The following is a 20348-nucleotide window of genomic DNA, read 5'->3' as shown; positions in this document are numbered from 1 at the left end:
CCCCCTAGGGTGCCTTTTGCTTCCGAACTGGGGATGGCTTAGCTCGCCGCTTTCCGCTCATATGGCCCAGCCACTGCTGGAGCTGTGCCATGACATCCCTTGTTCGGGCTTCTCTTGTCGCCGCGCTGCTGACCGCGAGTGCGGTGGCCCCCAGCCAGGCGGCGGTCACGGGTCGACTGCATATCAACAGCGGCAGCAGCTACCAGACACTCGGCCTGCTGCCCGACAAGGCCTTTGCCTTCCACGACGACACCGATCCAGCCCAGTCGCTGTTCTTCCAGCAGACGTTCAACAACACCCAAAGCCCACCGCAGATCGTCTACGGGCGCATGGCCAACGCCAAGATGGACGGCAGCGACGGCACGCTGTCAGCCTATGTGGACGCCGAGCTCAACGGCATCCCACCGCGCTTCGACCCGGCGCTGGGCATCTATGTGGAGGCCAAGCTGAATGGGCAGGACTACCTCACCGTCAAGTCGAGTGTGTTGCCCACCGGCACGCTGACGCCGCTGACCTTCGACCTGGGCGTCCAGGGCAATGGACGCGTCTTTGCGGACCTGGCGGTGGCCCAGGTGCTCAACAACGGTGGGCAGTCGGGCAAGCTGTCGTTGAGCTACAGCGATCCCGGCAACGGCATCGTCACGGCCACGACGCATGGCAGCTTCATGGCCGCCGTGGGGGCCACCTATTCGATCTCGTATTCACTGACGGTCTCGGGTGGCCTCAGCATCTTCGGCCTGAGCAGTGCCAACCCGGTGAAGTTCCTGGTGTCGGATTACTTCCACACCGCCCACTTTTACGCCCGCCCGGATGGGGCCGATGTGACGCTGCAGTCGCTCAGCGGCCACGATTACACGCAGCCCGTGCCCGAGCCAGCCAGCGCGATCTTGCTGCTGACCGGTCTGGGGCTGACGGCGTTCATCCGGCGTCGCCGCTGAGAGCTGCGGGCCAGTCTCGATACCTCCGTCTCAGCCGCGCTGGCGGTTGCGCATCATGAACCCGATCAGCCCCAACCCACCCAGCAGCAGCGCATAGCTGCCAGGCTCCGGCACGGCCGACACATTCAGCGCCTGGCCCAGGTGGATCTTCAGGAACTCGGTGTTGTCCGAACCCAGGTTGCGGCCGCCGGTGCCGGGGTAGTTGTTGTCGTTGGCCACCAGCAGGGTGTGGGCGTCCAGGATGAGCACGCTCTCGATGGTCGTGAACGGGAAGGTGAAGGCGGTGCTGCCGTCGCCGTTCAGGTCGTGAGGGTCGGCGATGTCCATCAGATTGACCAATTCCGTCTTCAGCACGTTGCCGCTGCCATCCACCTGGCTCAGGTCGATCCTGAAGATCTTCTTGAAGGGCGTGCCGCCGCCGGTGGCCGTGGCGCCGTTGCGCTCGATGATCAGGAACTCGTGGTCGTTGATGGCCGTCATGTCACCGATGTTGGTGCCGGCGGTGTCGAGCTTGTAGGTCCATTGCTGGCCGGTGTAGGCCTCGGTGTTGACGTCGAAGGCGTTGATGCGCAGCGTCTTCGTCGGGTCGCCGGTGACCGTGCCTTCCAGCAGCGTGTAGAGGCGGTCGCCATTCGGGTTGATGGCCATGCCTTCGAAGCCGTTGGAGCGGCCCAGCGTGGCGCTGGCGCTGCCGTTGATGACGGCCTCGTTCTGCGGCGACAGCACACCCAGCATGCCGATCTCGCGGCGCTGCACCACGCCCTGGGCATTGGTCTTGATCAGATAGGGGCCGAATTCGTCGCCGAACCACAGGTTGCCGTTCTTGTCCTTGCGCACCGATTCGATGTCGAGGTCGGCGCCGGTCAGTTGGTGGCCGGAGCGGATGCTGGCGGCGACCAGCGGGTTGGCCGCGCTGTTGTAGTAGCGGCTGTAGTCGGCCTGGATCTTGATGGACAGCAGATTGTTCGGGTCGGACAGGCCCATATAGCTGCCGGCCGTGAAGCCGGGCATCGCCGCGCCGCTCGTGAAGTTGGCTGCCGAGATGGTGCCGCTGCCGCCGAGGGCCGTCTTGAAGTCGGGCGTGACGGCATACATGCGCAGCAGCGCGTCGGCCGAGTTTTCCTTGGCGCCGAAGCCGTTGTCCGGCATGAAGAGATAGGTGCCTGCCTTCGGGCCGGCCAGCACGGCGGAGAAGCCCTGCACGGATTGCTTGTCCAGCAGGGGCAGGGCGTTGCCACCCGCGCCGCTGGCGAACTGGCCGGTGGTCGGGCCTTCGGCGAAGGTGTTGGCCGGCATCAGCGCCCAGCCTTCCAGCGTGGCCGAGGCGGCCTGGGCGGCGCCCGCGGCGAACAGGGCGGCGACGGTCGCTGCGATGGCTGCGAGTTTGGGGATGCGGTGGTGGGTCATGGGCGGCGCCAGCAGAGCGCGCAGACGGCCTGCGCGCCGCGGATTCTTGGCAATTGCCATGACCGGGCCGTGAAGCCGGCCCCATGCGCCGCACTGGCGTTCCAGGGATTCACCGCCTCGAAAGGCAAACAGGCCCCGCGGGGCCTGTTCTGGCGGGGCGACGGCCTTATTTGACCGTCAGGATCCACTTCGCCAGCGTCTCGGCCTCTGCCGGGCTCACCTGGGTGTTGGCCGGCATGGGCACGGGGCCCCAGACGCCGGAGCCGCCCTTGACGATCTTGTCGGCCAGCTTCTTGTAGGCGTCCTTGTCCTTGGCGTACTTGGCCGCCACGTCCTTGTAGGCCGGGCCGACCAGCTTCTTGTCCAGCGCATGGCAGGCCATGCAGTTCTTCTTCTGCGCCAGCTCCTGGTTGGCGAAGGCGGCAGGGGCGATGACGAGGGCGAGGCTGAGAATCAAGACATTCTTCATGCGAACCTTTCGGGACGTTGGACTACAGTGGTTGCAAAGATACCTGAAGGAGAGCCCGCATGGGTTTCGTGTTGATCGGCGTGCTCTTGATCGTGTTGCGTCTGGGCGGCTGGGTGCAGTTCCACAAGGACGACTTCTGGGCCTGGATCATCGTGCTGTCGCCTTTTGCGCTGGCCGCGGTCTGGTGGGCCTGGGCGGATTCCAGCGGCCTGACGCAGAAGAAGGCCATGAACGCGCTGGACGCCAAGAAGGCGGCCCGGCGCGAGGAGCTGATGGAAGGGCTGGGGCAGGTGAAGCCGGGGACGAAGAAGAAACGCTGATCCGTTCGAAGAGTTGACGCTGTCTCTTCGATCCAGCGCCCAAATTCGATCTGAAGCCGCCAGGCGGCTTCAGGCCAGCTTCGTGGCCGAAGCTGGCTGTGAGTTCGCGAGCGAACTCACTCGAATTTGTCCAGCACCGCCCCTGAGCTGGCGCTCGACGCATTCTTGGCAAACTTCGCCAGCACGCCCCGCGTGTAGCGCGGCGCCGGCTTGACCCAGGTCGTGCGGCGCTTGGCCAGCTCGGCGTCATCGACGTTCAGGTTCAGCACCAGCTGATGAGCATCGATGGTGATGGAGTCGCCCTCCTGCACCAGCGCGATGACGCCGCCTTCATAGGCCTCCGGCGCCACGTGCCCGACGACCATGCCCCAGGTGCCGCCCGAGAAGCGGCCGTCGGTGATGAGGCCGACGCTCTCGCCCAGGCCCTGGCCGATCAGCGCGCCGGTGGGCGCCAGCATCTCCGGCATGCCCGGGCCGCCCTTGGGGCCGAGATAGCGCAGCACCATGACGTCGCCGGCCACGATCTTGTTGGCCATGATGGCGGCGAGCGCGCTCTGTTCGTCGTCGAAGACACGTGCCGGGCCGGTCATCACCGGGGTCTTGAGGCCGGTGATCTTGGCCACGCAGCCTTCCGGGCTCAGATTGCCGCGCAGGATGGCGAGGTGGCCCTCGGCGTAGATGGGCTTGGCGACGGGCTGGATGACGTCCTGCTCGGCGCTCAGCGCCGGCACGTCGGCCAGGTTCTCGGCCACGGTCTTGCCGGTGATGGTGATGCAGTCGCCGTGCAGCAGGCCGGCGCTCAGCAGCTCCTTCATGACGGCGGGCACGCCGCCGGCCTTGTGCAGGTCCACGGCCAGGTATTTGCCGCTGGGCTTGAGGTTGCACAGCACCGGGATCTTCTTGCGCATGCGCTCGAAGTCGTCGATGGTCCAGTCCACCTCGGCCGCGTGGGCGATGGCCAGGAAGTGGAGCACCGCGTTGGTCGAGCCGCCCGTGGCCATGATGACGGCGACGGCGTTCTCTATTGACCTCTTGGTGACGATGTCGCGCGGCTTCAGGTCGGCCTTCACGGCTTCCACCAGGCAGTCGGCCGCCAGCTTGACGTTCTCGACCACCTCGTCCTCGACGTTGGACATGCTGGACGAGTAGGGCAGGCTCATGCCCAGGGCCTCGAAGGCCGAGCTCATGGTATTGGCCGTGTACATGCCGCCGCAGGAGCCGCTGCCGGGGATGGCGCGCTTCTCGATCTGGCAGAAGTCTTCCTCACTCATCTTGCCGGCGCTGAACTGGCCGACGGCCTCGAAGACGCTGACGATGTTGAGGTCCTGGCCCTTGTAGTGGCCGGGCTTGATGGTGCCGCCATAGATGTAGATGGCCGGCACATTGGCGCGCAGCATGCCCATCATGCCGCCGGGCATGTTCTTGTCGCAGCCACCGATGACCATGACGCCGTCCAGCCACTGTCCGCCCACGCAGGTCTCGACGCAGTCGGAGATGACCTCGCGCGACACCAGGCTGTACTTCATGCCCTCGGTGCCCATGGCCATGCCGTCGGAGATGGTCGGCGTACCGAACAGCTGCGCATTGGCGCCGGCCGCCTTAAGGCCGATGACGGCCGCGTCGGCGAGCTTTTGCAGGCCGGAGTTGCAGGGCGTGATGGTGGAGTGGCCGTTGGCGATGCCGATCATCGGCTTGCCGAAATCGCTCTCCTGGTAGCCCATGCCGTAGTACATGGAGCGGTTGGGCGCACGGGCGACGCCCTCGGTGATGTTCTTGCTACGGCGGTTGAAGCTCATGGCTGACTCCTGGAGAAGCCGGCAGTTTGGCGCGGGTGGCGATGCTTTTCAAATATATTGTTCACTCTGCATTGATATGCATGGTGAATCAATGATCGAGCTGAGACCCCTCCAGCAATTCCTTGCCGTGGCCGAGCTGCTGCACTTCGGCCGCGCCGCCGAGCGCCTGCACATGAGCCAGCCGCCGCTGACCCAGGCCGTGCGCAAGCTGGAGGCCCAGCTCGGCGTGCAGCTCTTCGAGCGCAGCAGCCGCAGCGTGCGCCTCACGCCGGCCGGCGCGGCGCTGCAGGCGTCGGCCCAAAGGCTGCTGCTGGACGCCGCTGCGTTGCCGGCCGAGGTGAAGGCGGTGGCGGACGGCCTGGCGGGGCGGCTGCGCCTGGCCTTCGTGTCGACCGTCGGCTTCGGTGGCCTGCCGCAGTGGCTGCGGTCTTTCCGCGAGGCCTGCCCGCAGGTGGCCCTGGCACTGCGCGAGGCGACGCTGGACGTGCAGTTGCGCGAATTCGAGGCCGGCAGCATCGACGCCGGCTTCGTCATCCACACGCCGGGCGCCGCGCCGGCGGGCTTCCAGCGCCTGTCCATCGGCGTCGAGCCGCTGGTGCTGGCCCTGCCCAGCAGTGACGAGACACCCAGTGATGCCCAGTGCCGTGCGGCACCGCTGGTGATCTTCCCGCGCGACGTGGCGCCTTCGCTCTACGACGCCATCCTGGTCCACCACGGCGGCGCCGGTGTCGCCCAGGAGGCCATCCAGATGCAGACCATCGTCAACCTCGTGTCCGCCGCCATCGGCGTGGCCTGGGTGCCGGCCAGCCTGCAGGGCCTGCAGCGCGCCGGCGTGAGCTACCGTGTCATGCCCGGCGCGCCCCAGGTCGAGACCAGCCTGATCTGGCGCGCTGATGCGCCGCCGGTGGTGGCTCGCTTCGTCGAGCACGTTGCCAGCCATGCCTGAAGTCACGCCGGGCAAACCCGAACATCCGTGAACTGCTTCACAGCGTTGACGCCCCACCTTCCTGGAGTCCCTTGCATGACCCTTCGTTTGCTTCCCCTCGTACTGGCCATGGTCGCCGGCGCCGCGCATGCCGACCTGCTCAAGGACCCGCAGTGGCAGGCCTGGCTCGATGCCGGCAAGACCGCCGACCTCGTGCGCGCCGCCAAGGCCAAGGGCGATGACGACCAGGCCGCCGTGGCCCTCGCCATGGCCGCCGTGGAAGACAACGACGGCGCCCGCCTGGAGGCCGCCGTGCCGCCCCTGCAGGTCTGCGTCGACAAGCGCCCGCAAGCCGCCTGCGCCTATGCCCTCGGCCGCGTCTATGGCCAGCAGGCCATGACGGCCAGCGTCTTCAAGATGCCGGGCCTCGCCACCAAGACCAAGGAACAGTTCCTCAAGGCGGTCGAGTTGGATCCGCAGCTTTTCGAGGCGCGCAGCGGCCTGGCGCAGTTCTATCTGATGGCGCCCGGGTTTGCCGGTGGCAGCACGGCCAAGGCCAAGGAACTGGCGGAGCAGGCCCAGCCGCGCCAGCCCGAACAGGCCAAGGTGCTGCGCGCCCTGGTGGCGATGAACGAAAAGGATTGGGCCAGCGCCGAGCGCGAACTGGGCGGCGTGAAGGGAGGCGACGACCACGCCCTGCAGCGCGAATTGCGCGGCGCGTGGACGCGTGTCGGCTTCGAGCACATGGAGCAGAAGAACTTCGTCAAGGCCCGCGGCGTGTTCGAGGCGCTGCAGCGCGACTATCCGGCGCATGCGGCCGGACCCTATGGCCTGGGCCGCACGGCGCTGGACCAAGGGCAGCCCGAAGACGCCATCAAGTCCCTGGAGCGCGCCCGCGCCCTGGAAGGCGCCGAGCGCCTGCCCATCGACCACCGCCTCGGCCAGGCCCTGCTGGCCAAGGGAGACAAGGCCGGTGCCAAGGCGGCACTGGAGCGTTTCGTGCAGAACAAGCGCGCCAATCCGCGCAATGTCGAGGAAGCGAAAAAGCTGCTGGCCAGCCTCGCCTGACGGCAAGGGAAGGGCGCTGGCTATGATGCCGGCCGCTCTTCTTCCCATCGAGCCATGCTGGTTCATCCTCAGTTCGACCCCATCGCCATCCACATCGGCTCCGGGGGCATCCATTGGTATGGCATCACCTACCTGATCGCCTTCGGCCTCTTCCTGTGGCTGGCCACGCTGCGCTCGCGCATGCCCCAGCACGTCGCCGTCGGCTGGACCAAGCGGGACGTCGATGACGTGCTGTTCTACGGTGTGCTGGGTGTCGTGCTGGGCGGGCGGCTGGGCTACTGCTTCTTCTACAAGCCCGGCTACTACTTCCAGCACCTGACCGAGATCGTCCGGGTCTGGGATGGCGGCATGTCCTTCCATGGCGGCCTGCTCGGCGTGCTGCTCGGCCTCTATTTCTTCGGCCGCCGCCGCGGCCGCAGCTTTTTCGAGGTGTCCGACCTGGTCGCGCCCTGCGTGCCCACCGGCATCGTTTCGGTGCGACTGGGCAACTTCGTCAATGGCGAGCTGTGGGGGCGCCAGGCGCCTTCCGATCTGCCCTGGGCCATGGTCTTTCCGCAGGCCAACGACCCGGCCGGTTTCGCCCGCCATCCCTCCCAGCTCTACCAAGCCGCCGGCGAGGGCCTGCTGCTCTTCATCATCCTGTGGTTTTACGCCCGCAAGCCGCGCGCGACGGGGCAGATCTCGGGCGTCTTCCTGCTGGGCTATGGCGTGCTGCGCTTTGCGGCCGAATACTTCCGCGAGCCGGATTCCTTCCTGATGGAATTCGCCGCGCGCAGCGGCCTCAGCATGGGGCAGTGGCTGTGCGTGCCGATGATCCTGGGCGGCATCGCCATCTTTGCCTGGGCAACCAAGCGAAATACGAGACCTGCATGAGACAGATCTTCTTCGACACCGAAACCACCGGCCTGGAGGCCGACAAGGGCGACCGCGTCATCGAGGTGGGCTGCGTGGAGATGGTCAACCGCCAGTTGACCGGCAACCACCTGCACCTCTACATCAACCCCGAGCGCGCCAGCCACGAGGACGCGCTGCGCGTGCACGGGCTGACCGAGGCCTTCCTGTCCGACAAGCCCAAGTTCGCCGAGATCGTCGACCGGTTGCTGGACTTCCTGGCCGGCGCCGAGCTGGTCATCCACAACGCGCCCTTCGACATCGGCTTCATCAATGCCGAACTCAAGCGCCTGAAGCGCGGCGTGCTGACCGATCATGTCGGCGGCGTGCGCGACACGCTGCTGATGGCGCGCGAGCTCTTCCCCGGCAAGGCCAACTCGCTGGATGCGCTGTGCCGCCGCCTGGAAGTCGACAACACCAAGCGCGTGCTGCACGGCGCGCTGCTGGATGCCGAACTGCTCGCCGACGTCTACATCCGCCTGACGCGCGGCCAGGACGCGCTGCTGATGGACGAGCATGGCGACGGCGCCGGTGGTGACGGCCACGCGGCCGTCGAGGTGCTGGACCTGAGCCGCTTCGAGCTACCGGTGCTGCGGGCCAACGATGCCGAGGTGGCCGCCCACGCCAAGCTGCTCACCGATCTGGACAAGGCGGCCGGCGGCGCCTGTCAGTGGCGCAAAGTCGAGCCAGCGCCTCAAGCCGTGGCATAATCTTGGGTTCMCGGAAGCGCTCGGGCGGTTAGCTCAGGGGTAGAGCACCACATTCACACTGTGGGGGTCGCAGGTTCGAAACCTGCACCGCCCACCAAGATTTCTCTTGGTGGACATCGAGCGCTGGATTCACGGGGTGGCCTGAAAAAGGCCGAAGCAGGTTCTGATTGGGCGGTTAGCTCAGGGGTAGAGCACCACATTCACACTGTGGGGGTCGCAGGTTCGAAACCTGCACCGCCCACCAATCACCCGCTTGCAGCAAACCGGCCTTGAGCCGGTTTTTTGCTTTTGGGCCGTTCAAGGGGTCTCGGCCGGCATTGGGAACTGCACCTGAGTCCAGGCCTGCCACCGCGGGGTTTCGCGGGCGGCCGCAGCGGCCGCCTGGTCGCCGTAGAAATAGACGTTCATCCCCACCATGCAGGGTCCGCCCATGTCGACCGCGCCAAAGGCTGCGACGGCCGGCCCCGGCTTGTCGACCCGCACCAGGATGTCGTAGGGCGACTCGCTCATGTACTCCACGATGCCGCTGAGCTCCGGCACGCCGGCGGGCGCCGTCCAGCGCTGGCCGACGCTCGCGGCTTGCAGCCCCAGCGCGCCGGTCAGCGACTGCCAGGCTTGGGCTTCCGTGCCCGGCACAGGGACCATCCATTTCGTCAGCGTCGAGGCCTGGCCGCGGAAATGCGTCAGGTAGATCTGCAGCGTGCGCAGGAAGGCGCTCCATCCGGACTCGACATATTCCAGCTGGTCGTCCCAATCGTCGGTGCTGGCGAATAGGCTGTGGACGAGGCGAAGCGTGCACGTGCCGCCGGCCTGCGCCTCGATGTGCCACTCGGCTGCGATGGGTGGTGAGCCAGGCGCGAGACCCTCGCCCTGCATGGCGAGCATGTGCGGCGGGTCCCAGGTCGTCACCACCGAGCGCGGGGCCATGCCCGTGCCGAAGTCCAGCTTCAAGGCATGGGGCTTGCCATCGCGCTGCTCGAATTCGGCCGGCATCAGCCAGGACGAAATGCCGGGACCGGTGGCGATGGCCTGCCAGACCTCTTCCGGCGTGCCGGGGACCTCGAACTCGATCTGGACGGATCGGCGTCCTGAGGCTTCTCGCTTCACGGTCATGATGGCTCCTTGGGCTCGGATTTCTTCGGCGCCGGGTGCGCCACCACCACGAGGCGATGCGCGCGGCCGCGGGGGGCGGTTTCGTCGTGGTACTTCCAGGCCAGCTTGGCGATGGCCTCGGTGAGTTCGTTGCTGAAGGCGGCGCGGTCCGCGGCCGACCGGAAGCGGATCTCGGTATCCACCGCGAGCGTGGCCAGGCGCTTGCCCGAGTCGTTTGCAGAGCGCACCAGCGCGCCCAGCTCGCGAACGATGCGGGCGCCCAGGGCAATCAGGTAGCTGGCGGACAGCCTGTCGCCTTCACGCGCCGGGTCGGCACCGGCCGCGCCCAGGGCGCCCGGCGAGACGACGTAGGAAGCCGCGGTCGCCACAAGCAGCCGTTCCGTCAGCCCGCCCCATCTGCGCTCCTCGGCCAGCTGCACCAGCCCATGCGCTTCCAGCGCGTTCAGGTGGTAGGTGACCTTCTGCCGGGCCAGGCCGACCCGCGCCGCCAAGGTCGCGGCCGAGATGGGCTCCGTCAGTTCCGAAAGCAACAGGCTTCGTATGGGGTCCAGGGCCGCCGCGGCGGCCGCCGGGTTCTCGATGACTTCGACATCCAACATGAAGCCAATTTAGCTTTGACAAATTTAATTGTCAATGCGCTGAACACCGTTCAGCCAAGCTGCCGAAGCGCCCAGCTCAGGATGCCCTCCGGCCCCTGGAATTCGTCGATGGAACGCACCGGAATGTCCGGGTGCCGTTCGCGCCACATGGCCGCCAGCGCGCTGCCCGGGCCGATCTCCAGCACGCAGCGGACGCGGCGTTCGGCGATGCAGTCCATGCAGTCGTCCCAACGCACGGTGCTGGCAATCTGGCCCGCCAGGGCCGAGGCGAGTGCGGCGGGGCTGCGGCTGGCGGCACCTGTGAAATTGCAGGCCACGGCGCTGCGCGGCGCGTGCAGATCCAGCGCGGCAAGCTGCCGCGAGAAGGCCGTCGCGGCCGGCGCCATGGCCGCGGTATGCGAAGCCAGGCCCACGGGCAGGCGCGTACACCGCAATCCAGCGGCGCCCCAACGCGCTGCGCACTCGTCCAGGTCCTCTGCGGCCCCGCCGACGATGACGCGTTCCGCGCTGATGCGGATGGCGATGGAGACGGTGGGCCACGCCTGGGCCAGGGGCAGGGCATGAGGTCCTTGAACGGCGAGCAATCCCGTGCGCCAGCCCGCCACGCTCTCGTCCATGGCCTGGGCGCGCGCAGCCGCAAGATCGAGCGCCGTGTCGGCGTCGAAGACACCCGCCGCCGCGAAGGCGGCGAGTTCACCGACGCTGTAGCCGGCCACCACCACCGGCTGCGGCAACTGCGCCGCCAGCGTCTGCCAGGCGGCGATGCCCACGCCCGTCAACAGCAACTGGGCCACCCGGTTGACATGCAGCCAGCCCGGGTCGTTCAGGGCATCACGCCAGTCCGGCCGCAGGTGCCGGGCCAGGGCGTCCAGCGCCGGCTTGGCGGCGGGCTGCGCATCCAGCCAGGGCAGCATCTGCGCATGCTGTGCGCCCTGCCCGGGGAAGAGCAGCGCGAGGGTCACTGGTGCACCCTCCGGCCTGCGGCCTGTCCCGCCAAGCGGGAGCGAGCTTGCTTGGGGCGGCCCGGCGCGGCGCTCATTCAGCTCAGGCGCTCCAGCCAGCAGGCGGCGGCGAGCGTATCGGCCGTGCCGCCGGGCGACAGATTGCGGCGCACGAACTCGGCTGCGAGGGCTTGGGCGGCTTCCGGACCTCGGGATGCGCCACCCGCGGCGAGAAAGTCTCTGGCGCTCGCCTGGGCGAAGCGCAGCCCTTCGACGCCGCCCCGGTGAGCGAGGTTGCTGTCGTCCAGCACGGCCATGACGGCAAACAGCGTGTCCAGGCGTGCGGCCTGAGTCGACAGGCCGCGAGCCCTGTTCAATGCCGGCACTGCCGTCTCGAACAGCGTCGGGAAGCCCATCGCGGCTTCGGCCGAAGCGCTGCGCAGATTGAAGCGCCGCGCCGCCAGGCCACCCGGCAGCGTGGGCGACCGCTGCGCGCGTCTGGTGAGCGCCTCGCCCCAACGCGCCAACAGCGTCTGCCTGATCAGTGCGGGCGTGGGGCGTCGGCCCAGTGCGCCCGCTGCGGCGCAGAGCAGGCCCAGCATGAAGATGGCGCCGCGGTGGGTGTTGATGCCGCCCGTGGCCGCCAGCATGCGCGCCTCGGCCGCGATGCCACAGCGCTCCAGCGCTTCGAAGGGCGCGCCCTCGGCCCCCAGCTCGGCGATGCGAACGAAATAGCCGCGCAGCGCAAACAGGCTGCGCATGAAGGTGTGGGCGTCCATGTCGGCATGGCTGCCGCGGTCGGTCAATGTGACGAGGCCGGGCTTGGGCGACAGCGCGAGCTCGTCGTAGAGGGCCAGCGTGGCGGCGCGGCCGATCTCATGGGCGGTCGGTGCGAGCGAGGTGCACGCAAGGGCTCTCATGCCATGGCCTCCATGGAAGCGCCGTGAAGCCGTTTCACCAGCAAAGCCTGAGCGCCGCCGCTGCGCCAGGCCAGCCATTCGCGCCAGGCCACGGCGGCGTCGCCGTCAAAAACCAGTTCGCCATCCAGGCGGCGGGAGGGTGAGGTGAAGGCGTTCAAGGCCGCGGCGACGGCGTCGGCCTGTTCGGCGCTGCTCACGCCCACCCAGACGTCGAGATCGGAGCCGTCGCGCACATGCGGCAGCCCGGTCAGGTGCTGCCAGCCGTGGCTGCCGTAGACGCGTGCCGTCGCACCCCTGGCCTGCAGCCCCAGGGCGAGCTGGCGTGCCGGCGGGCGGGCGCTCGGGGGCAGTTGCATGACGATCTGGTCCAGGCGCGGGAACTCGTCGAAATACAGCACGTCGGTCCGCGCCACACGCAGAGCGAGGCGGCGATGGCTCCAGCGGCGCGGGGCACACAGGCCCATCGCGAGGGCCTCATCGTCGCCTTGGCGCGTGACGACGAGGGGCAAGCCTTGTTCGGCCCAGTGACCCAGGCATTCCTGCGCCTCGGCGTCCCAATCGCGATCCAGCAGCCGCTGCCAGCCCGCAGCCGACAGCCTTGCGATCTGGTGGCGGTGCAGGGCGGTCATGGCTTCAGGCCGCGTCGAGCACGCGCTGCATGACGCTGGCGGCCAGGTGGCGGCCACCGCGCGCCRCACCGTCCTCGGCGCGGCGGTCCGCGGTCGGCGCGTCCGCCAACGCCTCGCGAAGGGCTTGCGCCAGGTCGCCCTGCCAGAGCCGGCGCACGCCGCCCATGGCGACATAGTTGCCGACCCCTGGCGCGAACACCGGGTTGGACTCGGACAGCTGGGCCAGCAGCGCCTCGGGCAGCTTGGTGACGCGGGCCATGGCCGGCAGGCGCATGACGCGGATCTCGGCCTCGGGGAGGGCGTCGCAGGCGTCGGCGATCAGCCCGGAGGTGATGAAACCACCCGACAGCGCCTGGTCGTAGACGAGGCCGAGCACGCGGTGGCCGCGGCGGCGGGCCAGGTCGATGCACATGCCGAGATGGGCCATGGCGCGGTTGATGCCGAGCAGTTCGTCGCGGCGGCGCAGCTGCTGGCCTTGGGTGTCGATCAGCAGCAGCATGGCGCGGCCGGGGTGGTTTGCCATCGTGTCGAGCACGGCGCGGGCCTGCACCAGCGCGAGTTGCACGCCGATGGGGGCGTGGGCTGTGGTGCCGATGACGGCGAGTGGTTCGCCGTCGAATTCGACCTCGCCGCGCAGGCAGTCGCCGTCGCGTGCTATGCCGTGGTCAGCGCCGAAGAGCTGGGTTGCAAGCGTCTGCCAGTCCATCAGTGGGCTCCCAGGGCCAGCACACCGGCCACGTCGAGATCGGGCACGCGGGCAGCGTTCTGCACGCCCATGGCGGACCACAGCGCGGTGGCTTCGGCGCCATCGAAGTCCAGCCGGGCGGCCAGCCGCGCGTGCTCGACTTCGAGCAAGTCCAGCGTGACCGGCCGCGCTGAATCCAGCGCCGCAATGGCTGCCTCACGGAAGGCGGCGACGTCGTCTTCCACCAGCACGTCGCAGTCGCCGCTCAGCCAGCGGTGCTTGCCGCCGGTGGTGCGCCAGACCAGCGCTCGGTCACGCGAGTCGAACTCCTCGACGCCGTGCGAGGCCTCGATGACTTCGGGGCCGGACATGGCCAGGCGGCCGAGGTCGCTCATGACGATGTGGTCGGCGCAGCGCGCGACGATGCCCATGCCGCCGAAGCAGCCGTTGGCCCCGCCGATCAGCACGATGACCGGGATGCCGGCCGCGCGCACATCGAGCAGCGCGCGCATGACTTCGGAGACGGCGATGAGGCCGGCGTTCGCTTCATGCAGGCGCACGCCGCCGGATTCGGCCAGCAGCAGCACCGCGCGTGGCTTGTCACGCAGGGCGCGCTTGAACAGGCCCACCAGCTTGGCGCCATGCACCTCGCCGACGCCGCCGCCCATGAACTGGCCTTCCTGGGCGGCGACAAAGATTTCGCTGCCGGCCAGCGTCGCGCGGCCGATGGCCACGCCGTCGTCGAAGGAGGAGGGCACGCCCAGCTGCGCGAGGTGAGGGCTGGTGAGGCGCTCAGCGGGCGGCAGCCACTCGTGGAAGCTGCCGGTGTCGACGATCAGGCCCAGGCGCTCGCGCGCCGAGCATTCCGCGTAAGAAGACATCACGGCTGCAGCTCCTGGGCGGCCTGGTCCAGCCGCAGGCTGACGACGGCGGGCGTGGCGCCCATGTCGTGGATGGACAGCTGCACGCCGGCGAGCTGGTGGCGCTGGTGGAAGTCGCTGACGACGGCCGACCAGATCGAGCCGAAGCCGCGCGCCGAGGTTTCGATGTGGACGCGGCAGTCGCTGCCGGCCGCGGGCTCCAGCAGCACTTCGAGATTGCCGGAGCCGACCACGCCGACGAGCACCGGCGTGAAGGCGCCGGCCGGTCGCGTGCCGGTGAAGGCGTAGTCCAGGGTTTCGAGGCCAGGGGTGGTCATCTTCTCGTCCTCACCAGTTGCGGAAACGCTTGGGCGGGCTGTACAGGCCGCCGGAGGCGCGCACGAGGTCGCGCATGCTGCGCGCGGCGAGCAGATTGCGTGTGGCGTCACGGGAATCGATGCCGAGGTCGGCCGGCCGCTTGATGACGCCGCGGTCGCGCAGGTTCTCCACCATGCGCGCATCCCGCGCCAGGCCCACGGCGGTGTAGCCGGCCACGCCGCGGATGGCCTGCTCGCGCTCCTCGTCGCTGCGGCACAGCAGCAGGTTGGCGATGCCTTCCTCGGTCAGGATGTGGCTGACGTCCTCGCCGTAGATCATGATGGGCGGCAGGGCCATGCCGGCCTGTTCCTGCAGGGTCCACGCGTCCAGGCGCTCGACGAAAGCGGGCTGCATGTGTTCGCGGAAGGTCTCCACCATCTGCACGACCAGTTTTTGCCCCCGCGGCGTGCCGGCGGCGCCTTGGCGGCCGGCGCGGGATTCCTCACCGGCCTTGAGCCAGGCCGGGCTGGCGTGGCGCCGGCCGCGCGCGTCTGCACCCATATTGGGTGCACCGCCAAAGCCGGTGATGCGACCCAGCGTGGCGGTGGAAGAGTTGCCCTGCAGGTCGATCTGCAGCGTGGAGCCGATGAAGAGGTCGCAGGCGTAGTGGCCGGCGGCCTGGCAGAAGGCGCGGTTGCTGCGCAGGCTGCCGTCGGCGCCGGTGAAGAAGACGTCCGAGCGGGCGCGAATGTAGTCCTCCATGCCCAGCTCGGAGCCGAAGGAATGGATGGACTCCACCCAGCCGGCCTCGATGGCGGGGATCAGCGCCGGGTGCGGGTTCAACGCCCAGTGCTTGCAGATCTTGCCCTTGAGGCCGAGCGACTCGGCATAGGTGGGCAGCAGCAGCTCGATGGCCGCGGTGTCGAAGCCGATGCCGTGGTTGAGGCGCTGCACGCCGTACTCGGCATAGATGCCCTTGATGGCCATCATGGCCATCAGCACCTGGATCTCGCTGATCTGTGCCGGGTCGCGCGTGAACAGCGGTTCGACGAGATTGGGGCGCGGCGCCTGCACGACGAAGTCGACCCAGTCGGCGGGGATGTCGATGCGCGGCAGCACATCCACGATCTCGTTGACCTGGGCGATGACGATGCCACCCGAGAAGGCAGTGGCTTCGACGATGGCCGGTGTGTCCTCGGTGTTGGGGCCGGTGTAGAGATTGCCCTGGGCGTCGGCGGCATGCGCGGCGACCAGCGCCACCTTGGGTGTCAGGTCGACGAAGTAGCGGGCGAACAGCTCGAGATAGGTGTGGATGGCGCCGATCTCGATGCCACCGCTGCTGACCAGCTTGGCCAGGCGCGCGCCCTGCGGCCCGGAAAAGCTGAAGTCCAGGCGCTTGGCGATGCCGCTCTCGAAGATGTCCAGGTGCTCGGGCAGGGCCAGCACGGACTGCACCATGTGCAGATCGCGCACGCGCCGCGAGTCCACCTGCGTCAGCGACTCGGCCAGGAAGTCGGCCTGCTTCTGGTTGTTGCCCTCCAGGCAGACGCGGTCGCCCGGTTGCAGCACGGCTTCCAGCAGGGCTACCACCGCGTCGGTGGCGACGTGCCGTCCCTTCACACCGGTGACTTCGGCCGCTCGCGAGAGGCGCTCGCGGCGCTGGCGGTCGCGCAGATTCCAGGCAGGAGCGTTCATCAATGGCTCCTCAGTGCGCCTTGGCGGCGACGCCCATGACCAGGTCGGGCAGACCGGTTGCGATGCCGGGGAAGATGCAGATCAGCAGTACCGCCAACAGCATCAGGATCACGAAGGGCAGGACGCCCCAGATGATGTCGCGCAGGTCGATGTCGGGCGCGATGTTCTTGATGACGAAGATGTTCAGGCCCACCGGCGGGTGGATGAGGCCGGTCTCCATGACGATGGTCATCAGGATGCCGAACCAGATCAGGTCGAACCCCGCGGCCTTGAGCGGCGGCAGGATGATGGGCGCCGTCATCAGGATGATGCTGACCGGCGGCAGGAAGAAGCCCAGCAGGATGACCATCAGCAGCACCGCCGCCAGCAGCACCCATTTGGACAGCTGCATGCCGACGATCCACTCCGCCGTCGCCTGGCTGATGTGCAGATAGCTCATCACGTACGAGAACAGCAGTGACATGCCGATGATGAACATCAGCATGGTCGACTCCTTCAGCGTCGACGTGAGGATGGGCGCCACGTCCTTGGGGCGCCAGACGCCGTAGATGATGGCAATCAGCGCCAGTGCCAGCAGGGCGCCCAGGCCGGCGGTTTCCGACGGCGTGGCGAAGCCGCCATACAGCGCCACCATGACGCCGATCAGCAGCAGCACGAAGGGCACGACGCGCGGCAGCATCTCGAACTTCTGGCGGCTCGTGAAGGTCTCGTTGGCCAGCAGGGCAGAGGCGGCGCCGGTGCGCTTGTACTCGGCCTCGGCCAGCGCATATTCCTTGCGGTAGCGCAAGGCCGCATAGGTGGCGAACAGCGCGACCAGCAGCACGCCCGGCATGATGCCGGCGAGGAAGAGCCGGCCCAGCGACTGCTCGGCCGCCACCGCGTACAGGATCATCGTGATGGACGGCGGCAGCAGGATGCCCAGGGTGCCACCGGCCGCGATGATGCCGGCCGCGAAACCGGGCGAGTAGCCGCGCTTGCGCATCTCGGGGATGCCGGCGCTGCCGATGGCCGAGCAGGTCGCCGGGCTGGAACCGGCCATGGCGGCGAACAACGCGCAGGCAAACACATTGGCGATGCCCAGGCCGCCGGGAATGCGGCCCATCCACACATGCATGGCGGCGTAGAGGTCCTGGCCGGCGCGTGACTTGCCGATGGCCGCGCCCTTCAGGATGAAGAGGGGAATGGAGAGCAGCGTGATGCTGGCCATCTCCTCGTAGACGTTCTGTGTGACGGTGTCGAGGGCCGACGCCGGCATGAAGATGGCCATGAAGAGCACCGCGACGCTGCCCAGCGCGAACGCGATGGGCGCGCCAGAGAACATGAACAGCAGCGTGACGACGCCGAACAGCGAGCCCAGTAAAAGCATGCTCATGCTGCTGCTCCTTGCGTAGGTTTGAAGAGGCCGTTGACGCGAGCCGTGAGCTGCACCAGCAACTGCAGGCTCAACAGCGTCATGCCCAGGGCCATCAGGCCGTAGGGAATCCACAGTGGCGGCGCCCAGGAGGACGACGTCGTCTGGCCCTCGGCCCAGGCCTCGTGGAACAGCGTCCAGGACTTCCAGGCGAAGAAGGCGCAGAAGGCCGTGCACATCAGGTCCACCAGCATCAGGCGCAGGCGGTTGAGCGAGCGCGGCAGCAGGCCGGCCATGGCCTCGATGCCGACGTGGCCGCGCAAGGCCTGCACGAAGGCGCCGCACAGGAAGGTGGCACCGACCAGGCAGAACACGGCGGCCTCGTCCTGCCAGTCGGTGGACGCTTTCATCACATAGCGCGACACGACGCTGTAGGTCAGCACGCAGGACGCCACCAGCAGGGCCAGCATGCCGAGCACCACCATGGCGTGGTTGACGAAGTTCAGTGCCCGGGCGACGGGCCGCAGCAGCGCGGGTGTGTCGGGGTCGATGCCGGCGACCACCGCCGGCTGCATTTCAAAACCGTGGCTCATGGTGGCCTCAGAGCAGCTTCTGAGCGGCCTTGAGGATGGCGGCGCAGGACTCGTTCTTCTCGCCGAAGTCCTTCCACGCGGTGTCGCGTGCGATGGCCTGCCACTTCTTCAGCGTCGGCTCGTCCATGTCATAGACCTTGGCGCCGGCCTTGGCGTAGATCGCAGCCGCCGCCTGGTCGTCGGCCTTGGCGGCTTCGCGGGCAAAGACCTCCATCTCGGCGCCGACGGCCATCACGATGTCCTGCTGCGCCTTGGGCAGCTTGTTGAAGACCTCCTTGGAGATCATCAGTGGCTCGAACATGAACCAGTAGGTGCGCTGGCGGCCCGAGGTCAGGTGCTTGGCGATCTCCTCCAGCTTGAAGGAGATGAAGCTGGTGGAGGACGTCATGGCCGCGTCCATGGCGCCGGTCTGCATGGCGGCATAGATCTCGTTGGACGGCAGCGTGATGACCGAGGCGCCGGCCTGCTTGAGCATCATGTCCATCTCGCGGCTGCCGCCGCGCACCTTCAGGCCCTTGGCGTCATCCGGCGTCACCAGCGGCCGTGCGCGGCTGGCCACGCCGCCGGCCTGCCAGACCCAGCTGACGATGATGACGCCCTTGTCGTCCAGCACCTTGGACAGCAGCTTGCCGACCTCGGCCGTCTTCCAGGCCGCGCCCTGCTCGTAGCTGGGCACCAGGGCTGGCATCAGGCCGGCATTGGTCTCGGCCACCTCGCCACCGGCATAGGACAGCGGCACCAGGCTCATGTCCAGCGCGCCCTTGCGCATGGCCGAGAACTGCGCGTTGGTCTTCATCAGCGACGAGCCCGGGTAGACCGAGGCCTTCAGCGCGCCGCTGCTGCGCTTCTCGACCTCGGCGGCGAACTTGCGGCATAGGCGGTCGCGGAAGTCGCCCTCGGTCAGCGTGCCGCTGGGGAACTGGTGCGAGATCTTCAGGCTGCCCGCCTGGGCGAAAGCGGTGGGCCAGGCAGTTGCAGCGGCGGTCGCGGCCAGCCAATCGCGTCGGGTCAGGGTCATGCTTGTCTCCAGAGTCCGCCATCAGTGACGGTATGCGGCCGCAGTGTGGGAGCGGCCCCCTGGACGATCAATCAACCCCGCCGGACGACGTTTACGCCGGCTGCAAGGATCGTGGGTTAACCCTTGTTCAACCTAGGGGCCTGGCGGCCTGGAGTTCCGCCGAGTGGCTGCGGCAGGCGGCCAGCAGCGACAGCAGGTTGGGGTCGCGCTCCCGCGTACGCAGGAAGACGACGCTGATCTTCTGGCGCATCTGGAAGCGCGGCTGCAAAGGCACCAGGACCACGTTGCGCGGCAGCACGCCGCGGATGCGACCCGGCAGCACGGTGCAGCCGATGCCGCCGCCCACCAGGTTCATCAGCGAGAAGATGTCGTTGGTCGTCATGACGACATGGGGATCGAAGCCGGCCACGCGGAAGGCGTCGATGAAGCGGTCGTGGGTCACATAGCCTTCGTTCAGCGACACGAAGCGCTCGTCGGCGCAGGCGCTGAGGTCGATCTCGGGCTGCAGCGCATAGGGCGAGTCGGCCGGTGCGGCGAAGAAGATGTCGTCCTCGAACAGCAGCTGCGACTCGACGTCGCTCGCGCCTTCAGGGTGGCCCATGACGGTGGCGTCCACGCTGCCCTCGCGCAGCTTGCGCAGCAGGTCGTTGTTGGAGCCCAGCACCAGCTCGGTCTGGATGTCGGGCTTGCGCAGGCGCAGGCCCATGATGAGGGCCGGCACGGTGACGCTGGTCAGTGAATAGAGAGATCCGATGCGAATTCGGTCGGCGGCATAGCCAGCGATCTCGCGCGTCGCGCGGATGCCATGGGCCATGGTCTGCAGCACCTCGCGTGCGACATCGGCCAGCGCATGGGCGGCGTCGGTGGGTTGCAGGTTGCGGCCTTCGAGCCGGAACAGGCTGCAGCGCGTACCCGTCTCCAGAGAATGCAATGCGCGGTGCACGCTGACGGCGCTGATGCCCAGCCGCTCCGCCGCGCGCGCCAGATTGCCGCTCTCCATGAAGGCGAGCAGGATCTCCAGCTTGCGGAAGGTGATCTCTTCGTCGATGCGGTTGAGCATGACGGGGCATCGTAGCGAGTGCCCGGCGCGCGCGGGCGGCGC

Annotated in this window: 21 protein-coding genes, 2 tRNA genes and 2 pseudogenes; 8 read left to right on the top strand and 17 right to left on the bottom strand. The window is 68.0% G+C overall.

Annotated features, from left to right (window positions below):
- Positions 1-89: 89 nt before the first annotated feature.
- Positions 90-938: a PEP-CTERM sorting domain-containing protein gene (locus tag AC1D2H_RS07310; protein WP_478010465.1), complete on the top strand. Its 849-nt coding sequence runs from the start codon at positions 90-92 to the stop codon at positions 936-938.
- Between the two features lie 30 nt (positions 939-968).
- Here AC1D2H_RS07310 and AC1D2H_RS07305 read toward each other — a convergent pair.
- From AC1D2H_RS07305 to AC1D2H_RS07295, 3 genes and pseudogenes are all read right to left on the bottom strand, one after another.
- A pseudogene (locus AC1D2H_RS07305) lies at positions 969-1067 on the bottom strand (PEPxxWA-CTERM sorting domain-containing protein); the annotation flags it as partial.
- An 81-nt stretch (positions 1068-1148) separates the two neighbouring features.
- A pseudogene (locus tag AC1D2H_RS07300) lies at positions 1149-2234 on the bottom strand (esterase-like activity of phytase family protein); the annotation flags it as partial.
- 277 nt (positions 2235-2511) lie between these two features.
- On the bottom strand, positions 2512-2814 hold the full coding sequence (locus tag AC1D2H_RS07295; protein ID WP_478010464.1) for a c-type cytochrome: 303 nt from the start codon (positions 2812-2814) through the stop codon (positions 2512-2514).
- Positions 2815-2873: 59 nt separating this feature from the next.
- Between AC1D2H_RS07295 and AC1D2H_RS07290 the strand changes: the two genes are divergently transcribed.
- The gene (locus AC1D2H_RS07290) at positions 2874-3134 is read left to right on the top strand and encodes a TIGR04438 family Trp-rich protein (RefSeq protein WP_477935041.1); all 261 of its coding nucleotides are present in this window, start codon (positions 2874-2876) and stop codon (positions 3132-3134) included.
- 116 nt (positions 3135-3250) lie between these two features.
- Here AC1D2H_RS07290 and ilvD read toward each other — a convergent pair whose 3' ends face one another.
- A complete protein-coding gene (gene ilvD / locus AC1D2H_RS07285) occupies positions 3251-4930 on the bottom strand; it encodes a dihydroxy-acid dehydratase (protein ID WP_478010463.1) in 1680 nt (559 codons plus the stop codon).
- A 91-nt stretch (positions 4931-5021) separates the two neighbouring features.
- Between ilvD and AC1D2H_RS07280 the strand changes: the two genes are divergently transcribed.
- The 6 genes from AC1D2H_RS07280 (at position 5022) to AC1D2H_RS07255 (ending at position 8768) form a co-directional block, all read left to right on the top strand.
- A complete protein-coding gene (locus tag AC1D2H_RS07280; protein ID WP_478010462.1) occupies positions 5022-5876 on the top strand; it encodes a LysR family transcriptional regulator in 855 nt (284 codons plus the stop codon).
- Between the two features lie 75 nt (positions 5877-5951).
- Positions 5952-6923: a tetratricopeptide repeat protein gene (locus AC1D2H_RS07275; protein ID WP_478010461.1), complete on the top strand. Its 972-nt coding sequence runs from the start codon at positions 5952-5954 to the stop codon at positions 6921-6923.
- A 54-nt stretch (positions 6924-6977) separates the two neighbouring features.
- Entirely contained in the window at positions 6978-7796 is an 819-nt protein-coding gene (gene lgt / locus AC1D2H_RS07270) for a prolipoprotein diacylglyceryl transferase (protein ID WP_478010460.1), read from the top strand.
- Positions 7793-8524, top strand: coding sequence for a DNA polymerase III subunit epsilon (gene dnaQ / locus AC1D2H_RS07265; protein ID WP_478010459.1), 732 nt, complete (start codon positions 7793-7795; stop codon positions 8522-8524). Before lgt ends, dnaQ begins: the two co-directional genes overlap by 4 nt.
- Positions 8525-8546: 22 nt before the next feature.
- Positions 8547-8621 (top strand) — tRNA-Val (locus AC1D2H_RS07260).
- A gap of 72 nt (positions 8622-8693) precedes the next feature.
- Positions 8694-8768: transfer RNA gene (locus AC1D2H_RS07255), tRNA-Val, on the top strand.
- A 53-nt stretch (positions 8769-8821) separates the two neighbouring features.
- On the opposite strand, the gene AC1D2H_RS07250 is transcribed toward AC1D2H_RS07255, so the two are convergent.
- The 13 genes from AC1D2H_RS07250 to AC1D2H_RS07190 all read right to left on the bottom strand — a co-directional run bounded on the left by AC1D2H_RS07250 (position 8822) and on the right by AC1D2H_RS07190 (position 20306).
- Positions 8822-9637: an SRPBCC family protein gene (locus tag AC1D2H_RS07250; protein ID WP_477935027.1), complete on the bottom strand. Its 816-nt coding sequence runs from the start codon at positions 9635-9637 to the stop codon at positions 8822-8824.
- Positions 9634-10236 carry a helix-turn-helix domain-containing protein gene (locus tag AC1D2H_RS07245; RefSeq protein ID WP_478010458.1) on the bottom strand — a complete coding sequence of 201 codons (603 nt, stop codon included), beginning with the start codon at positions 10234-10236 and terminating at the stop codon, positions 9634-9636. Before AC1D2H_RS07245 ends, AC1D2H_RS07250 begins: the two co-directional genes overlap by 4 nt.
- 50 nt (positions 10237-10286) lie before the next feature.
- Complete coding sequence (locus AC1D2H_RS07240) at positions 10287-11198, bottom strand: acyltransferase domain-containing protein (RefSeq protein WP_478010457.1); 912 nt, start codon at positions 11196-11198, stop codon at positions 10287-10289.
- A 77-nt stretch (positions 11199-11275) separates the two neighbouring features.
- Positions 11276-12097, bottom strand: a complete 822-nt coding sequence (mdcB, locus tag AC1D2H_RS07235) for a triphosphoribosyl-dephospho-CoA synthase MdcB (protein WP_478010456.1) — start codon at positions 12095-12097, stop codon at positions 11276-11278.
- The gene (gene mdcG, locus AC1D2H_RS07230; RefSeq protein ID WP_478010455.1) at positions 12094-12726 is read right to left on the bottom strand and encodes a malonate decarboxylase holo-[acyl-carrier-protein] synthase; all 633 of its coding nucleotides are present in this window, start codon (positions 12724-12726) and stop codon (positions 12094-12096) included. The genes mdcB and mdcG overlap by 4 nt, the downstream gene beginning before the upstream one ends.
- Before the next feature lie 4 nt (positions 12727-12730).
- The gene (locus tag AC1D2H_RS07225) at positions 12731-13432 is read right to left on the bottom strand and encodes a biotin-independent malonate decarboxylase subunit gamma (RefSeq protein WP_478010454.1); all 702 of its coding nucleotides are present in this window, start codon (positions 13430-13432) and stop codon (positions 12731-12733) included.
- Positions 13432-14292: a biotin-independent malonate decarboxylase subunit beta gene (locus AC1D2H_RS07220; RefSeq protein WP_478010453.1), complete on the bottom strand. Its 861-nt coding sequence runs from the start codon at positions 14290-14292 to the stop codon at positions 13432-13434. Before AC1D2H_RS07220 ends, AC1D2H_RS07225 begins: the two co-directional genes overlap by 1 nt.
- Positions 14292-14609, bottom strand: a complete 318-nt coding sequence (mdcC, locus tag AC1D2H_RS07215) for a malonate decarboxylase acyl carrier protein (protein WP_478010452.1) — start codon at positions 14607-14609, stop codon at positions 14292-14294. Before mdcC ends, AC1D2H_RS07220 begins: the two co-directional genes overlap by 1 nt.
- Before the next feature lie 10 nt (positions 14610-14619).
- On the bottom strand, positions 14620-16284 hold the full coding sequence (gene mdcA / locus AC1D2H_RS07210) for a malonate decarboxylase subunit alpha (protein WP_478010451.1): 1665 nt from the start codon (positions 16282-16284) through the stop codon (positions 14620-14622).
- A 10-nt stretch (positions 16285-16294) separates the two neighbouring features.
- The gene (locus AC1D2H_RS07205; RefSeq protein WP_478010450.1) at positions 16295-17656 is read right to left on the bottom strand and encodes a TRAP transporter large permease; all 1362 of its coding nucleotides are present in this window, start codon (positions 17654-17656) and stop codon (positions 16295-16297) included.
- Complete coding sequence (locus AC1D2H_RS07200) at positions 17653-18228, bottom strand: TRAP transporter small permease (RefSeq protein ID WP_478010449.1); 576 nt, start codon at positions 18226-18228, stop codon at positions 17653-17655. The genes AC1D2H_RS07205 and AC1D2H_RS07200 overlap by 4 nt, the downstream gene beginning before the upstream one ends.
- Positions 18229-18235: 7 nt before the next feature.
- Positions 18236-19246 (bottom strand): TRAP transporter substrate-binding protein DctP, encoded by a 1011-nt coding sequence (gene dctP / locus AC1D2H_RS07195; RefSeq protein WP_477935005.1) that lies wholly within the window; start codon positions 19244-19246, stop codon positions 18236-18238.
- Positions 19247-19373: 127 nt separating this feature from the next.
- Positions 19374-20306 carry a LysR substrate-binding domain-containing protein gene (locus AC1D2H_RS07190; protein WP_478010448.1) on the bottom strand — a complete coding sequence of 311 codons (933 nt, stop codon included), beginning with the start codon at positions 20304-20306 and terminating at the stop codon, positions 19374-19376.
- Positions 20307-20348 lie beyond the last annotated feature (42 nt).

It is taken from the genome of Roseateles sp. P1_C1_2 (assembly GCF_056406535.1).
The sequence above is the reverse complement of the archived record's forward strand: the minus strand, read 5'-3'. Positions and strand labels throughout refer to the sequence as shown.

Coding starts and splice junctions, on each gene's coding strand:
- AC1D2H_RS07310 (WP_478010465.1), top strand. CDS start 90: ATGACATCCCTTGTTCGGGCTTCTCTTGTCGCCGCGCTGCTGACCGCG.
- AC1D2H_RS07295 (WP_478010464.1), bottom strand. CDS start 2,814: ATGAAGAATGTCTTGATTCTCAGCCTCGCCCTCGTCATCGCCCCTGCC.
- AC1D2H_RS07290 (WP_477935041.1), top strand. CDS start 2,874: ATGGGTTTCGTGTTGATCGGCGTGCTCTTGATCGTGTTGCGTCTGGGC.
- ilvD (WP_478010463.1), bottom strand. CDS start 4,930: ATGAGCTTCAACCGCCGTAGCAAGAACATCACCGAGGGCGTCGCCCGT.
- AC1D2H_RS07280 (WP_478010462.1), top strand. CDS start 5,022: ATGATCGAGCTGAGACCCCTCCAGCAATTCCTTGCCGTGGCCGAGCTG.
- AC1D2H_RS07275 (WP_478010461.1), top strand. CDS start 5,952: ATGACCCTTCGTTTGCTTCCCCTCGTACTGGCCATGGTCGCCGGCGCC.
- lgt (WP_478010460.1), top strand. CDS start 6,978: ATGCTGGTTCATCCTCAGTTCGACCCCATCGCCATCCACATCGGCTCC.
- dnaQ (WP_478010459.1), top strand. CDS start 7,793: ATGAGACAGATCTTCTTCGACACCGAAACCACCGGCCTGGAGGCCGAC.
- AC1D2H_RS07250 (WP_477935027.1), bottom strand. CDS start 9,637: ATGACCGTGAAGCGAGAAGCCTCAGGACGCCGATCCGTCCAGATCGAG.
- AC1D2H_RS07245 (WP_478010458.1), bottom strand. CDS start 10,236: ATGTTGGATGTCGAAGTCATCGAGAACCCGGCGGCCGCCGCGGCGGCC.
- mdcB (WP_478010456.1), bottom strand. CDS start 12,097: ATGAGAGCCCTTGCGTGCACCTCGCTCGCACCGACCGCCCATGAGATC.
- mdcG (WP_478010455.1), bottom strand. CDS start 12,726: ATGACCGCCCTGCACCGCCACCAGATCGCAAGGCTGTCGGCTGCGGGC.
- AC1D2H_RS07220 (WP_478010453.1), bottom strand. CDS start 14,292: ATGTCTTCTTACGCGGAATGCTCGGCGCGCGAGCGCCTGGGCCTGATC.
- mdcC (WP_478010452.1), bottom strand. CDS start 14,609: ATGACCACCCCTGGCCTCGAAACCCTGGACTACGCCTTCACCGGCACG.
- mdcA (WP_478010451.1), bottom strand. CDS start 16,284: ATGAACGCTCCTGCCTGGAATCTGCGCGACCGCCAGCGCCGCGAGCGC.
- AC1D2H_RS07205 (WP_478010450.1), bottom strand. CDS start 17,656: ATGAGCATGCTTTTACTGGGCTCGCTGTTCGGCGTCGTCACGCTGCTG.
- AC1D2H_RS07200 (WP_478010449.1), bottom strand. CDS start 18,228: ATGAGCCACGGTTTTGAAATGCAGCCGGCGGTGGTCGCCGGCATCGAC.
- dctP (WP_477935005.1), bottom strand. CDS start 19,246: ATGACCCTGACCCGACGCGATTGGCTGGCCGCGACCGCCGCTGCAACT.
- AC1D2H_RS07190 (WP_478010448.1), bottom strand. CDS start 20,306: ATGCTCAACCGCATCGACGAAGAGATCACCTTCCGCAAGCTGGAGATC.